This window comes from Poseidonibacter lekithochrous (assembly GCF_013283835.1).
Taxonomy (GTDB): domain Bacteria; phylum Campylobacterota; class Campylobacteria; order Campylobacterales; family Arcobacteraceae; genus Poseidonibacter; species Poseidonibacter lekithochrous.
This window is the reverse complement of record NZ_CP054052.1, coordinates 1,983,751-1,997,717: the sequence shown is the minus strand read 5'-3', so window position 1 is coordinate 1,997,717 and position 13,967 is coordinate 1,983,751. Positions and strand designations below refer to the sequence as shown.

General features: G+C 28.4%; 16 protein-coding genes. 8 read left to right on the top strand and 8 right to left on the bottom strand.

Annotated features, from left to right (window positions below):
• Nucleotides 1–61: 61 nt before the first annotated feature.
• On the top strand, nt 62–1,708 hold the full coding sequence (locus ALEK_RS09430) for a sensor domain-containing diguanylate cyclase (RefSeq protein ID WP_071625411.1): 1,647 nt from the start codon (nt 62–64) through the stop codon (nt 1,706–1,708).
• A gap of 16 nt (nt 1,709–1,724) precedes the next feature.
• On the opposite strand, the gene ALEK_RS09425 is transcribed toward ALEK_RS09430, so the two are convergent.
• The 3 genes from ALEK_RS09425 to ALEK_RS09415 form a co-directional block, all read right to left on the bottom strand.
• Nucleotides 1,725–2,945, bottom strand: a complete 1,221-nt coding sequence (locus ALEK_RS09425) for a molybdopterin molybdotransferase MoeA (protein ID WP_071625412.1) — start codon at nt 2,943–2,945, stop codon at nt 1,725–1,727.
• Nucleotides 2,946–3,061: 116 nt separating this feature from the next.
• Nucleotides 3,062–3,262: a hypothetical protein gene (locus ALEK_RS09420; protein WP_071625413.1), complete on the bottom strand. Its 201-nt coding sequence runs from the start codon at nt 3,260–3,262 to the stop codon at nt 3,062–3,064.
• 253 nt (nt 3,263–3,515) lie between these two features.
• Nucleotides 3,516–3,713, bottom strand: coding sequence for a hypothetical protein (locus tag ALEK_RS09415; RefSeq protein ID WP_071625414.1), 198 nt, complete (start codon nt 3,711–3,713; stop codon nt 3,516–3,518).
• Nucleotides 3,714–3,971: 258 nt separating this feature from the next.
• Here ALEK_RS09415 and ALEK_RS09410 point away from each other — a divergent pair, with 258 nt between their 5' ends.
• Nucleotides 3,972–4,739: a PP-loop family protein gene (locus tag ALEK_RS09410; protein ID WP_071625415.1), complete on the top strand. Its 768-nt coding sequence runs from the start codon at nt 3,972–3,974 to the stop codon at nt 4,737–4,739.
• Nucleotides 4,740–4,742: 3 nt separating this feature from the next.
• Entirely contained in the window at nt 4,743–5,237 is a 495-nt protein-coding gene (locus ALEK_RS09405) for a 2-thiouracil desulfurase family protein (protein WP_071625416.1), read from the top strand.
• A 21-nt stretch (nt 5,238–5,258) separates the two neighbouring features.
• On the opposite strand, the gene trxC is transcribed toward ALEK_RS09405, so the two are convergent.
• The 4 genes from trxC to ALEK_RS09385 form a co-directional block, all read right to left on the bottom strand.
• Nucleotides 5,259–5,690 (bottom strand): thioredoxin TrxC, encoded by a 432-nt coding sequence (gene trxC, locus ALEK_RS09400; RefSeq protein ID WP_071625417.1) that lies wholly within the window; start codon nt 5,688–5,690, stop codon nt 5,259–5,261.
• 4 nt (nt 5,691–5,694) lie between these two features.
• A complete protein-coding gene (locus ALEK_RS09395) occupies nt 5,695–5,937 on the bottom strand; it encodes a hypothetical protein (RefSeq protein WP_071625418.1) in 243 nt (80 codons plus the stop codon).
• On the bottom strand, nt 5,918–6,436 hold the full coding sequence (locus ALEK_RS09390; RefSeq protein ID WP_071625419.1) for a putative metalloprotease CJM1_0395 family protein: 519 nt from the start codon (nt 6,434–6,436) through the stop codon (nt 5,918–5,920). Before ALEK_RS09390 ends, ALEK_RS09395 begins: the two co-directional genes overlap by 20 nt.
• A 101-nt stretch (nt 6,437–6,537) precedes the next feature.
• Nucleotides 6,538–8,082 carry a SulP family inorganic anion transporter gene (locus tag ALEK_RS09385; protein WP_071625420.1) on the bottom strand — a complete coding sequence of 515 codons (1,545 nt, stop codon included), beginning with the start codon at nt 8,080–8,082 and terminating at the stop codon, nt 6,538–6,540.
• A gap of 143 nt (nt 8,083–8,225) precedes the next feature.
• Here ALEK_RS09385 and ALEK_RS09380 point away from each other — a divergent pair, with 143 nt between their 5' ends.
• From ALEK_RS09380 to ALEK_RS09370, 3 genes are read left to right on the top strand one after another with little or no spacing between them, the layout of a single operon-like run.
• Nucleotides 8,226–9,332 (top strand): GGDEF domain-containing protein, encoded by a 1,107-nt coding sequence (locus ALEK_RS09380; protein WP_071625422.1) that lies wholly within the window; start codon nt 8,226–8,228, stop codon nt 9,330–9,332.
• Nucleotides 9,332–9,889: a CDP-alcohol phosphatidyltransferase family protein gene (locus ALEK_RS09375; protein ID WP_071625423.1), complete on the top strand. Its 558-nt coding sequence runs from the start codon at nt 9,332–9,334 to the stop codon at nt 9,887–9,889. Before ALEK_RS09380 ends, ALEK_RS09375 begins: the two co-directional genes overlap by 1 nt.
• A gap of 8 nt (nt 9,890–9,897) precedes the next feature.
• Nucleotides 9,898–10,815 (top strand): Ppx/GppA phosphatase family protein, encoded by a 918-nt coding sequence (locus ALEK_RS09370; RefSeq protein WP_071625424.1) that lies wholly within the window; start codon nt 9,898–9,900, stop codon nt 10,813–10,815.
• Here ALEK_RS09370 and ALEK_RS09365 read toward each other — a convergent pair.
• Nucleotides 10,812–11,618 carry a hypothetical protein gene (locus ALEK_RS09365; RefSeq protein WP_071625425.1) on the bottom strand — a complete coding sequence of 269 codons (807 nt, stop codon included), beginning with the start codon at nt 11,616–11,618 and terminating at the stop codon, nt 10,812–10,814. The two genes, ALEK_RS09370 and ALEK_RS09365, sit on opposite strands and share 4 nt — an antisense overlap.
• Before the next feature lie 148 nt (nt 11,619–11,766).
• Here ALEK_RS09365 and ALEK_RS09360 point away from each other — a divergent pair, with 148 nt between their 5' ends.
• Together ALEK_RS09360 and ilvN are read left to right on the top strand one after the other, a co-directional pair.
• A complete protein-coding gene (locus ALEK_RS09360) occupies nt 11,767–13,464 on the top strand; it encodes an acetolactate synthase large subunit (RefSeq protein ID WP_071625426.1) in 1,698 nt (565 codons plus the stop codon).
• Nucleotides 13,464–13,961, top strand: a complete 498-nt coding sequence (gene ilvN / locus ALEK_RS09355) for an acetolactate synthase small subunit (RefSeq protein ID WP_071625427.1) — start codon at nt 13,464–13,466, stop codon at nt 13,959–13,961. Before ALEK_RS09360 ends, ilvN begins: the two co-directional genes overlap by 1 nt.
• Nucleotides 13,962–13,967 lie beyond the last annotated feature (6 nt).

The window sequence follows — 13,967 nt, the reverse complement described above, 5'->3', positions numbered from 1 at the left end:
CATATTGTCTTATTAACCAAAAGTGTTGTAGTATATTCTATATACACTTTTGGAAGCTATTATGGATAATTTATTACACTACTTAAATCAAAGTCCAACAGTTTTTTTTATTTTAAAAAAAGACGTAAATTGGCGATTAGAATACGTAACAAATAACGTATTAGATATATATGGGAATAAGGCAAAAGAATTTTTAGATAACAAAATCAGACATGAAGATTTTGTTCATAAAGATGATTTGTCAGAATTCCTAACTCAAAGAACTCAAGTCTCAAAAACTTCAAATGATGAATTTATTTATAAACCATATAGGATTGTAAAAAACAATCAAATTATTTGGGTTAGTCATGTTACAAAAATTATTAGAAATGAAAAAGGTGAGTTAAGTCATTATTATGGTTATATTACTGATATAACTGCAGAAAAAGAGTTATATAACCAATTAGAATTAACTGAAAACATCTTAGATACTATTTTCAATAATTCTTTTAACTCAATAGTCTTATTAGATAGAGATTCTAAAATACTAAAAATAAATGACACTTCTTTAAAAATATTAAATCAAAAAGAATCTAATATTATTGGTAAAAAACTATCTTCTTTATCATGGTGGAAAGACTCATGTAAAGAAAATATTGATTTAGAAATATCCATGGCCTCAAAAGGTACAAATCTTCAAAATAAAAAGACCTTCATCGATAGTAATGAAGAAGAGATATATGTAGATTTTTCTTATACACCAATATTTAATGATAATAATGAAGTGATTTATATTGCCTGTGAAGGTCATAATATAACACAAGCAGAACTTACAAGAAAAAGTCTAGAACAATATGTAAAAATTGTAAATGAAAATATTTTGATTAGTATTGCTGACAAAGATGGCTTTATTATTGATTTGAGTGATGCTTATAGTAAATTTACAGGTTATAGTAAAAAAGAGCTAATAGGAAAAAAACACAATATCTTTAAACATCCAGAAAATGATGATTATATTTTTCGTGAACTTTGGGAAACAATTCTAAAAGGTCGCATTTGGAAAGGTGAACATCAAAACGTAAAAAAAGATGGTTCAATGTTTTGGGTTGAAAACTCAATAACTCCTAATGTTGATGATGATGGAAATATTGTAGGTTTTACATCTATATATAATGATATAACAGATAAAAAAGAGATATCAAAACTATTAATTACTGATTATCTTACAAAAATATATAATAGAAGACATTTTAATACAACCTTTGATATTGAACTAAAAAGAAATAAAAGAGATTCTAAAAATATCATATTTATGATTTTAGATATTGATTATTTCAAACAATATAATGATACATATGGACATGATGCAGGTGATAAAGCTCTACATGAAGTTGCGCAAGCTTTAAAATATACTCTAAAAAGATCACATGACTTTGTTTTTAGGCTTGGTGGTGAAGAGTTTGGAATTATTACTTCAGGTGTTGATATTGGTGGTATAGAAGTACTAGCAAAGAATTTAAGAGAAAGTATTGAACATCTAGAAATTGAGCATAAAGAGAATAAGGTTAATGATTTTTTGACAATATCTATTGGTGTAAAAGTAGTTGAAAGTACATCAACACTATCTCAAAAAGAGATATATCAATTAGCAGACAAAGCTTTGTATAAAGCTAAAAATCAAGGTAGAAATACTGCTATTATTTGTAAAGAAAGAGAAGAAACATTTTAATGTTTCTTCGTTAATGTTATTTTAGATCGTTTAATAATAAGATATCTACAAAGTCACCTTTTTTAATATCTTCACTATCGTCTTTTTGAATTAAAAGAGCAGGGCTTTCTAACATATTTGTTAAAATTGCACTTGTTCCTTTTTTCTTACCATCAAAGTTTACTTGATACTCATTATTTGTATATTCTACATTACAAGCTGTAAATATTGTTTTTGGCATTCTTCTTGGGAAATCTTGAGAGATTCTAGCTTTTACAATTGGTAATTTTTCATTTGAATTTCTGAATCTATAAATTAATGGTAATACATATAAGATTGCACATACAGTTGATGAATAAGCAAATCCTGGTAATGCAATAATTATCTTACCATCTTTAACAGCTGCTAATAAATGCATTCCTGGTTTAATAGTAACACCATGGAATAAAACTTCTGCTTTTAGTTTATCTTTTATTACATCTTGTACAAAATCATAATCACCAACAGATACTCCACCCGTTGTAATTACAACATCAGATTTATCTAAAGCTGTTTCTAGTAAGTTTGTAATAGAGTCAATATCATCTTCAACAATACCCATTTGTAATGTATTAGCACCAGCTTTTTTAGATAAAGCTTCAATAGTTAAATGGTTTGAGCTTCTTATTTGTGCATCATTAGTTTGTACTTCACCTAAATCAAGGATTTCACTTCCAGTACTAGCAATTGCAACTGTAGGATTAACAATAACAGGTATTTGAACAATATTTAAAGAAGCTAATACTCCAACTTCAGCAAAACCAACTACCGTTCCTTTTTTAATAAGAACTTCATCTTTAGCATAGTTTTCACCAATAGCTCTAGTGGCAAATCCAAAAGGTACTTCTTTTATAATTGTAATTTCATCACCATTAACTTCTACATTCTCAATAGGTATTAATGTATCACTTCCTTGTGGCATTAATGAACCTGTAAATGTTTTAATACAAACACCAGTTTCAACAATTGATTCAACAACAGTTCCAGCAGGATTTTTATCAATAATTTTTATTGTTTTATTCTTTTGATCTTCATGCTTGATTGCATATCCATCCATTCCAGATGTTGGAAATTCTGGACTATTGTGATCTGCAACAATATCACTTGCAATAACACTTCCAATAGCATTGATTAAGAACTCTTTTTGAGTAGTAGGTTTTGATAGATTAATATTGTTTAGTATCTCTAGTGACTTATCATAATTTATAAATTCTCTCATTTCATTCTCCTAAATAGTAAATGAAATATTACCAAAAAATAAATAATTGTTACTTAATTTGTGTGTGAGTAGATATGTAGTTTAGCAAAGCACTAGAAGATATAAAATATTTCTAGTTATTTTGCATTTTGTGTAATAAATTCTTTGTATTTTAACGCAGTATTATAACTTACTTGTGCTTCTTTAGCTACTGAATAAACAGTGATTTTTTGATTAAACATTCTCATCATATTTACAGATGCTTCAATTTTTTTCTTTGCAACTTCTTGTCTAGTTTTAGTAGCTTTTTTAGTTGCTTTACTTTTTTTCTCAGTCAAACTTTTTTGATATTTATCTTCTTCAATATGAAGTTTTTTATATAATTCAGCTTGTCCATGATCTTTACAAAGTTCTTGTAATATTTTTAAATCTTTTACCGTTACTGTGATTCTGATTTGAAAGCCTTTTAAAATTTTTTGGGCGGGAATTATAACGATAAAGCATTAAAACTTGCTAAATATTAGATGAATTTAGAATAAATTTAAATATTTAATATCGATATAACCAACTGAAACATAAAATTTTAAGTTATTACATTTGATTAGAATTGTATTTGTGAACCATGATTTGTTGAAATAACATATCTGCAAAACCTACAGGTAATTCAGGATTTTCATTCTCAACTGTAATAATAATATTTCTGATTTGATCTTCTGTCATATTAACTGCCATAGGCAAAATTGTTTCTGCGATTTTTTCTTTAAAGATTTCTTGTTCTTCTGTTGTCATTATTATTTCTTTGTAGTTGAGATTAGTATGAAATTATATAGTTTTTATCTAAAATCTTAGTAAAAAATTACAATAAATTACATAAAATCTATTATTCTTTGTTCCTTAAGAAAAAAGGCTATTTAATTCAAGTTTATTAGCTTGATTTAGGTGAATAATAAACATTTTTTATAATCAAATATTTTTTTATTAGTAAAAAGTGTAATCTTGAGTACTTTTTAGATATAATTGCAAAAAAATTTAAATAGGATTTATATCTTGATTGAACTAAGTAAAAAAATATCTAAATTAGTGGGAAAAACTAACGCAGAATACGGTCTTGTAAAAGAAGGCGACAAAGTATTAGTTGGATTCTCAGGAGGGAAAGACTCTCTTACATTATTACACTCTTTAAACCATATGAAAAGAGTTGCACCATTTGATTTTGAATTCAAAGCTGTAACAGTAACTTATGGAATGGGTGAACAAGTACAATTTTTAGCTGACCATTGTAAAGAACATGGTATTGAGCATGAAATCGTTGATACTGAAATTTTTGAATTAGCTGGTGAAAAAATCAGAAAAAATTCATCTTTCTGTTCATTTTTCTCAAGAATGAGAAGAGGGTACATTTATTCAACTGCATTAGAGCAAGGTTATAACAAAGTAGCTTTAGGACATCACTTAGATGATGCTATGGAATCATTCTTTATGAACTTCTTCTACAATGGTACTATGAGATCAATGCCTCCAGTTTATAAAGCTGAAAATGGACTTGAAGTAATTAGACCATTAATTTTCTGTAGAGAGAGACAATTAAGAGCATTTGCTGATAAAAATGAAATCAATGTAATTGGAGATGAAGCATGTCCAGGACTTAGATTTGATGTTAAAATGCCTTATGCAAGAGCTAAATCAAAAGATTTATTAGCAAAATTAGAAGAAGATAATCCTCAAATTTTTGTTTCAATGAAAGCAGCGTTCTCAAATATTCAAACATCTACATTCTTTAATAAAGAAGACTTAGATTATTCAAAAGAAGATTAATACATGAAGTTATTAATCTCATCTTGTTTATTAGGTGAAGATGTGAGATATGATGGAGGTAATTCATCTATTGCTATGGGTGCAAAATTTACTTTTTCTCAAAAAGAATTATTTATGGATATTCTTTGTGATAATGAAATTTATTCATTCTGTCCAGAGGTTTCAGGTGGTTTAAGTACACCTAGACCTGCGGCTGAAATTGTAAGTGCAAATAAACCTTTTAAGGTTTTAACAAAAGAGCAAGAAGATGTTACTATTCCTTTTTTAATTGGTGCAAAAAATACTTTGGACTTATGTCTTAAAGAAGGTATTAAAGTAGCTCTAATGAAATCAAAATCACCTTCATGTGGAAATATAAAAATTTATGATGGAAGTTTCTCTGATTCTTTAGTAGATGGACAAGGTCTAAGTGCTAAATTATTAGAAGAGAATGGAATCGTGATTTTTAATGAAACTCAATTAAGTGAGTTAAAGAAATTTATAAAAACTAATTCTTAGTTTTTATAAATAAAATATATCTTATAAATTCTCATTTACAAGATTAGACAGTTTTAATGGATCAAGTGCTCCACTAACTCTTTTTATTTCTTCTCCTGCTTTATATACTACAAGAGTGGGAATAGATCTAATATTAAATTTAGCCCCTAAGTTTTGATGTTTCTCCGTATTAACTTTTACAAATAACGCTTTTAATGGATATTTTTGAGCTACTTCATTAAAAATTGGAGCCATCATTTTACATGGACCACACCAAGGTGCCCAGAAATCAACTATTACTGGAATATCTGAGTTTACAACAACATGATCAAAATTTGATTCATCTAGTTCTATTGGATGTGTTTCTAATAAAGAATTCTTACATGAACCACAATTTGCTTTTGCATAAGAATCTTTTTTTGGAATTGCATTTATTTTTAAGCATGATGGACAAACCACATTTACTTTTGTCATTAATTTAAGCCTTTATATTTAATAGTGTATCTGTAACTGCTTGTTGAGTAATAATCCCTTGTGCATTTGCTTCATAGGCAATTACTTGAGGAATTTGTCCTACAATCGAGTTTATAAAATCTTGAGTTACTTCTTGTGTTTGAGGATCACCTGTTATATTTGCAACTTCTGCTAAATTACTAGCCATTTCATTGACTTGCATTTGCGCTGCAACCATACCATTTAGGTTATTGTTTGTTATTTGCATAATCTTTTCCTTCCTCTTGTTTATTTAGGATAAGCATTTTATTCAAATTAGCTGCTCTTGCTATTGCAGCATCAGCACCACTTAATTCACTTGGAGCACCAGCTGCGTTTGCTAGTTTGTCTAGTTTTGCTAGAGCTGCTTCTTCATCTTGTGGAATTGAAGTATCTAATCTTACATGTCCACCCGTAGCATATAGTTTGCCATCAGGACCTGTTTGATAGTTATATGAGATTGCGCCTTTAGTATCACCAGCAGCAGCGTGTTGTTGTTCATGAGCTTTTGTTTGAGCATCAAGAGTTTTAAACTTTTCTAATACTCTTGTATAATCGTTTTCATCATAATTTTTACCACCAATATCATTACTTAAAGAGATAGTATCTTTTTTTTCAAAAAGAGATTGTTCTTCTTCTTTTTTATCAATAGCCGCAAGTTCAGATTTTTTTGTTGCTATTTGTTGATATATTGATGATACTGATAAATAGTCATTAGCTAGCTGCATAAATCAACCTCAAAATATTCTTAATATAAAGTTTAGCAAAAAATAGTGATTTTGTAAATAAAAGGAAGTTTGACTAATAAAAGCCAAACTTCAAGATGAGATTAGTAGTTTACAGCTACTTTGTAGTTAGGGTCATTTTCTTCATAAGTACAAAATGGACCAGCATTTTTTAGTATTTTTTTACAATCTTCACTTAAGTGTCTAATTGTAAGTTTTTTACCAGCATCTGCATATTTCTTAGTAATAGTATCAATAGCTTCTACTCCAGAAATATCCATAACTCTTGCTTCTTTGAAATCTAAAACAACGATTTCTGGGTCATGTTTAAGGTCAAATAATTCAAAGAATGAAGTTGTTGAACCAAAGAATAATGGACCATCAAATTCATAAATTTTAGTGTCATCATTTTCTCTATAAGTTCTTGATCTAACTTTTGAGTGATTCCATGCAAATACTAATGCAGAAATAATAATACCTGTAATAACAGCAATTGCAAGGTCGGCAAAAATTGTAATTACTGTAACTGCTACCAATACAAATTTATCTGAGTTAGGCATAAATCTAAATCTATTACCACTTTCCCATTCAAATGTTCCAATTGAAACCATAAACATAATTCCAACTAACACAGCAACTGGAATCATTGCAATAAAATCAGATAATACAACAACAAACGAGATTAATAATAGTGCAGCACTTAGTGCAGATAATCTACCCCAACCGCCATTTGAGAAGTTAATAATTGATTGACCAATCATAGCACATCCAGCCATACCACCAAAGAATCCACAAGTAATATTTCCAGCACCTTGAGCTATACACTCTTGGTTTCCACTACCTCTTTTACCACCCATTTCATCTAAAACAGATAGTGTTAATAATGACTCAATTAATCCAACTAATGCAACTAATACAGCTGTTGGTAAAACCATTAATACTGATTCAAAGTTTACATGTAATGTAGGTAAAGCAAAAGTAGGTAAATTCCCTGAAATATCAGCTAAGTCCCCAACTCTTTTAGTATCTAAATCCATACCAATAACAACAGCAGAAATTACAACAATAGCAACTAATCCTGATGGAACTGCATTTGAAACTTTTGGGAAGAATTTAACTAAAATCATTGTTGCAGCAACAAGTGCATACATAATCCAGCTTTCACCCTCAAATAATGGAAATTGAGCCATTGCAATTACAATAGCAAGACCATTTACAAAACCATACATTGCAGGCTGTGGAACAAGTCTAATCAATTTTCCTAGTTTTAAAACACCAATTGTAACTTGTAAAATACCTGCGACTATTGTTGCAAGTAAAATGTATTGAAGAATATAATTTGATAACTCTCCATTTTGTGTTAATTGAGCCAAAACTTCAGGAGAAATTGATTCTTTAACTTTAATTCCTAATGCAACTAATACAACTGCAACAGCACCAGTAGCACCACTAATCATTCCTGCTTTACCACCAATTAATGCAGTGATTAATCCTAAAATAAATGCAGTGTATAATCCAACTAGTGGAGAAACACCAGCAATAATTGAAAATGCAATAGCTTCTGGAACAAGAGCAATAGCAACTACTATTCCTGATAACATATCACTTTTTGCGCTATTCCCTATAAAAGTATCTTTTATATTTAGCAAATTTATACCTTTTTTGTTTAATAATCGCGATTATATCTAAGTGTTTATTAAATACACTTATTAGGAAATTATTTAATAATTTTATTCTTTCTTTTGAAGATAAAATTAATCTAAATTGAATATTTTTTTGATAGAATATCCCAATGAAATATAATTTTCTCAAATCTGTAACATTTAAATTAATTGTATTAGTTTCTATTGTATTACTAGCCTTAATTGGTGCATCTTTATTATTTAACTCACAAATCGATAAATTAAAAAAACAAATTGATAATATCTATTTTGGTAATTTTGTTCCTATTGTAAAACTAGAAAATATCCAAGATAATTATAGAAAAATCATCTCATGTAGAACTTTAAAATATATATGTAATTTCAAAAAAGAAAAAAATATTATTTTAAAAGAGTGGGAATATTATAATAGAGCATATAAAAATGATAAAGAAAAAGAAGTTGTAGGTAGTGTTGATTTTGCAATAAAAGAAACTTTTAGAGTAAATAAACTACACAAGTTCAAAAATGTAGTAAAAAAGATTGATTATTTAATTGAGTACGAAACTCAAATGGCTTACAAACAGAGAAAAATATTTGTTGATGATTATAAAAATATGAAAGACTTCTTATTTTTTAATATATTATTAATTTTAGTATTATCATTTATATTAATAGCATATATTATTTATCAGTTAGTAAAAAAAGATAATCAATTGCGAATTCTAAATAAAAAGTATAAAATTGATTCTATTACTGATTCAATGACAAAACTTTATAATAGAAAATATTTTGATACAATTTTTGATAATATGCCTTTTATTTCCAATGCAAATAGTTGGGATTGTGCTTTTTTAATGTTAGATATTGATTTCTTTAAACAGTACAATGATACTTATGGACATGATTTAGGAGATGAAACTCTTAAAAAAGTTGCTACATTATTAAAGGAATATTTCAATCAAAAATACGAATTTGTATTTAGATTAGGTGGAGAAGAGTTTGGTGTGATTTTATTTGATATTGATGAAATCACAGTAAAGTCATGTCTAGATGATATAAACAAAAAAATTGTAGAACTTGGGATTGAACACAAAGGAAGTAAAGTTCTTGATGTTGTTTCTGTTTCAATGGGTGCAATTATTTATAAACCAAATACATATATATCAGCAAATAAGTTATATAAATATGCAGATGAATGTCTGTATAAATCAAAACAAAATGGTAGAAACCAATACCATATTTACAAGGGAGAATAATGACTTTTTTATTTAATAAAAATAATCATTTCAATTTAGCAAACATAGTTACTTTTTTTAATATTGCATCAGGTATTTTTGCAATATATTTTTTAACTCATCAAGAGTTTTTTGCCGCAGCACTATTTGCGTGGTTAGCTGGAGGATTTGATATTGTAGATGGAAAAATTGCTCGAAAATATAATTTATCAACTGAGTTTGGTATTCAATTAGATTCTTATGCAGATTTTTTATCTTTTGTTATTGTTCCTACAATGTTTATTTATTTTGCGGTAATTGATGGAAAAGAATTAACTCTATTTACACCATTAGTAGTATTTGCATTTGTATATTATGTTATTTCTGGATTAAGAAGATTAATTCAGTTTAATATTGATGCCGAAGAAGGTGAAGTTGCTAAGTATTTCACAGGTGTTCCTACACCTCTTGGAGCAATTTTATTATGGTTAGTTTATTTAATCTCTTTAACAGGGTTTATTTCAGAAACAGTAGTATTAGTTTTAATGATTGTTATTGGATATTTATTAAATTCTAAATTAAAAATTCCTCATCCTTAAGCCTTTTGATGAGTGAAATTGTAAGTATCGATTTAGGTTCAAACTCTTTTAGAGTACTTAAATATAATGGATTAAATGACAAAATTCTAGCTGAATATAATGAAGTAGTTGGTATGGCTGATGGTTTAGTTGATACTGGACTTATTTCAATTGAAGCACAGAATAGAGTAGTTACTGCTATTGAAAAATCAATAGAAATAGTTAATTATGATCCAAGCATAGCAGTTGCAGTTACAACTGCTGCTATGAGAAAAGCTAATAATAATGAAGAAGTTCTAAAATACTTTACAGAAAAAACTGGAGTCAAGTTTAATATTATTGATGGTAAAGAAGAAGCTAGACTTACTTTACTTGCTGTTAAACATGCTTTAAAAAGAGAAAATATTGATTCTTCAAAATTTATACTATTAGATATTGGTGGTGGTTCAACAGAAATCATTGTTAATACAAATGATGATTATGAAGCACATAGCTTTGATTTTGGTATTGTAACTATGACACAAGAATATCTTCATTATCATGATTTAAATAAAGATTTAGATGATAGAAAAAAAGAAATACAGAAGTATTTGGACTCTTTAGATATAAATTTAGATGAGTACACTTTTGTAGCAACTGCTGGAACTCCTACAACAATTGCGGCAGTTAAATTAGGGCAAGACTTCTTTTCTTATGATAAAGATGTTGTAAATGGAACTATTGTAAATCTAGATGATTTAGAGAGTTGTCTAAATATCTTAACTAAATCTTCAAAAGAAGAAATCACAAAACTTGTAGGTCGAGGACGAGTTGAATTTATTGAAGTTGGTATTTTTATTTACAGAGCGATATTTGAAGTGTTAGCTAAAACAGAATCAATTGTATTAGATGATGGTTTAAGAGAGGGTGTTGCTTTAAATGCTTATAAAAAAAGGTGTAAGACTTAAGATAAAAGTCTTACACTTTGTTCTTGCACAATATTAGCTTGAGAAGCAGCTAAATATCCTACATTTGCTGTTACATTTGTTTTATTAAAATCACTTGACTCATTCCCAAAATTTCTATTTTTATTTACTTTCGCTTCGTTATAAAGATTTTGTTGTTCTTGTATAGTACCTCTAGCACTACTTTCAAGTTTATTCCCAAAATCTGTAAATTCACTTGTAATTGTTTGAATTTGTCTTGTAGCTGTTTCAACTTTATCTAATACTTTTTCTAAATCATCTGGTAAATTTAAATTACTTTCATTTAAACCTTCAAATATATCATTTGCAATTTGAGGGGTATTAGGTTTTTCAATTGAAAAATTGTCATTACTTGTACTAATCTCAACATTTTTTTGTTCATCATAATAATCAACACTTAAAATATTTTTATTAGCAAATTTTGTTTCATAAGCTAATTGATTAAAACTTTGTAAATCTTGATTGATTTTGTCTTTGATTTCATTTTTATCTTGTAGGTTTGTATCATCACTTTTTAAAGATTCTAAATTTTTTTTAATATCATTTAAAAAATCTTCTTGTTTATTTAATGAATTCTCCGCAATTTTACCAATTGCAATACCTTCATTTAGTGATTGTACATTAAGAGATAACTCATCTCTTCTTTGATTATATTGATTAACAGATAAGGATAAAGATTCATTATCTACTTTCTCAATTTTGTTATTAGCTCCGGTTTTGTTAAGTTCAACGGAAGGCTGGCTGTTAAGGGTACTTATATTATTGTTAATACTATTTACATCCATAATCACTCCTTATTAATAACACTATCTTAAATTATATTTAAAATAAACTAAAAAGAATCTAAATCAAAATGGGTATATAAAATTATCTAAAGGTTAATTAATATAATTTTCTATATAATATCTGCTTATTTTAAAATGGAGAAATATTATGAAAATGACTGGCGCAAAAATGGTTATAGAATCATTACATCAAGAAGGGGTTGAAGTCGTATTCGGATACCCAGGTGGCGCTATTATGAACGTCTATGATGAAATATATAAACAAAACTATTTTCAACACATTCTAAATAGACATGAACAGGCATCTATCATAGCAGCGGAAGGTTATGCTAGATCTACTGGTAAAGTTGGAGTTGCAATTGTAACTTCTGGACCTGGTTTCACAAATGCAATCACTGGTTTAGCTGATGCTTATATGGATTCTACTCCTTTAGTTGTTATTTCTGGGCAAGTACCAACAACTATTATAGGGACTGATGGATTTCAAGAAATTGATGCGGTAGGTATATCTAGACCATGTACAAAGCACAATTATTTAGTTAATTCTATTGATGATTTACCAAGAATTATTAATGAAGCTTTCCATATTGCAAGTACTGGAAGACCAGGACCTGTGCATATTGATATCCCAAAAGATATCACAGCAGAGTTAGGTGATTTTGTTTATCCTCAAAAGATAAACTTACCAACTTATAAACCAACTGTTAACTACAATAAAAGACAGTTAAAGAAAGCAATGGAAGCAATTTCAAAAGCTAAAAAACCTTTAATTTATGTTGGTGGTGGTGCAATTTTAGCAAACTGTGCTTATGAAGTTAGAGAATTTGCTAAAAAACTTAATATTCCAGCTGTTGAAACATTAATGGCTAGAGGAACTATGGGTGATTCAAACCCATTATTCTTTGGTATGTTAGGAATGCATGGTGAATTCGCTGCAAATATGGCAACTCATGAGACGGATTTATTAATCTCATTAGGTGCAAGATTTGATGATAGAGTTACAGGTAGATTAGATGAATTTGCATCTAAAGCTAGAATAATTCATGTTGATATTGACCCAACTAGTATTGATAAGTTAGTTACACCTGACTTTCCAATTGTTGGAGATTTAAAGAAAACTGTTGAAGGTATGTTAGAAGCAATTTCTGATAATGAATTTAATGATTACTCTAACTGGGTTGAATTATTAACTGAATATAGAGAGAAAGAACCTTTAAGATATAACGATTCAAACGATGTGATTAAGCCACAATGGCCAATTCAAAGAGTTGGAGAATTACTAGGAAGTAAAGCTGTAGTTTCTACTGATGTTGGGCAACATCAAATGTGGACTGCACAGTTTTATCCATTCTCTTTCCCAAGACAATTTATCACTTCTGGTGGTTTAGGAACTATGGGGTTTGGTCTTCCAGCAGCTATGGGTGTTGCAAGAGCAATGAAAGATAAAGATAAAGTTTCTATTAACTTCACAGGTGATGGTTCTATTTTAATGAACATTCAAGAGTTAATGACATGTGTTGAATCTGATTTACCAGTAATAAATATTGTTTTAAATAATAATTACTTAGGAATGGTAAGACAGTGGCAAACAATGTTCTATGATAATAGATTATCTGAAACTGATTTAAGTGCTCAGCCTAACTTTAAAATGTTAGTTGAAGCCTTTGGTGGAATTGGATATAGAGTTACAACAAAAGAAGAATTTGATATTGCATTAAAAGATGCAGTTGAAAAGAAAAAACCAGCAATGATTGAAGTTATTGTTGAAAGAAATGAAGAAGTATTACCTATGGTACCAAATGGGCATGCTTTAAATGAAATGACGTTAATTGAAGGGGCAAAATAATGAATAATTTTAATCACTACTACGATACAGAAACAACTAGGCAAGTTATTTCTGTTGTTGTGATGAATGAGCACAATGTTTTATCTAGAATTGTTGGATTATTCTCTGCTCGTGGATATAATATTGATTCTTTAACAGTAGCTCCTATTGAAGGAAGTGAATACTCAAGAATGACAATTGTAACAACTGGTGATAAAAGAATTATTGACCAGATTGTTAAACAATTAAATAAATTAATTCCAGTACTTAAAGTAAATGAACATAGAAATGTTATTGAAAAAGATACAGTATTAATGAAATTTTCTCTTAACAATAATCTATCTGATATTGATGTAATTGCTAGAGCTTATCATGGTAGTATTCAAAATGTTACTGAGGAAGCAATTATCGTATCAGCAACTGATTCTTCTTCAAGAATCATGAACTTTATTAAAATTATGCAAAAATTCAATCCACTTGAAGTAGTAAGAAGTGGTATTGTAGCAATGGAAAGATAAGAAGAC

Bases quoted from the DNA above. Each gene is read 5' to 3' on its own strand.
- ALEK_RS09430 (WP_071625411.1), top strand. From the start codon at position 62: ATGGATAATTTATTACACTACTTAAATCAAAGTCCAACAGTTTTTTTT.
- ALEK_RS09360 (WP_071625426.1), top strand. From the start codon at position 11,767: ATGAAAATGACTGGCGCAAAAATGGTTATAGAATCATTACATCAAGAA.
- ALEK_RS09365 (WP_071625425.1), bottom strand. From the start codon at position 11,618: ATGGATGTAAATAGTATTAACAATAATATAAGTACCCTTAACAGCCAG.
- ALEK_RS09375 (WP_071625423.1), top strand. From the start codon at position 9,332: ATGACTTTTTTATTTAATAAAAATAATCATTTCAATTTAGCAAACATA.
- ALEK_RS09380 (WP_071625422.1), top strand. From the start codon at position 8,226: ATGAAATATAATTTTCTCAAATCTGTAACATTTAAATTAATTGTATTA.
- ilvN (WP_071625427.1), top strand. From the start codon at position 13,464: ATGAATAATTTTAATCACTACTACGATACAGAAACAACTAGGCAAGTT.
- ALEK_RS09405 (WP_071625416.1), top strand. From the start codon at position 4,743: ATGAAGTTATTAATCTCATCTTGTTTATTAGGTGAAGATGTGAGATAT.
- ALEK_RS09425 (WP_071625412.1), bottom strand. From the start codon at position 2,945: ATGAGAGAATTTATAAATTATGATAAGTCACTAGAGATACTAAACAAT.
- ALEK_RS09370 (WP_071625424.1), top strand. From the start codon at position 9,898: ATGAGTGAAATTGTAAGTATCGATTTAGGTTCAAACTCTTTTAGAGTA.
- trxC (WP_071625417.1), bottom strand. From the start codon at position 5,690: ATGACAAAAGTAAATGTGGTTTGTCCATCATGCTTAAAAATAAATGCA.
- ALEK_RS09415 (WP_071625414.1), bottom strand. From the start codon at position 3,713: ATGACAACAGAAGAACAAGAAATCTTTAAAGAAAAAATCGCAGAAACA.
- ALEK_RS09390 (WP_071625419.1), bottom strand. From the start codon at position 6,436: ATGCAGCTAGCTAATGACTATTTATCAGTATCATCAATATATCAACAA.
- ALEK_RS09395 (WP_071625418.1), bottom strand. From the start codon at position 5,937: ATGCAAATAACAAACAATAACCTAAATGGTATGGTTGCAGCGCAAATG.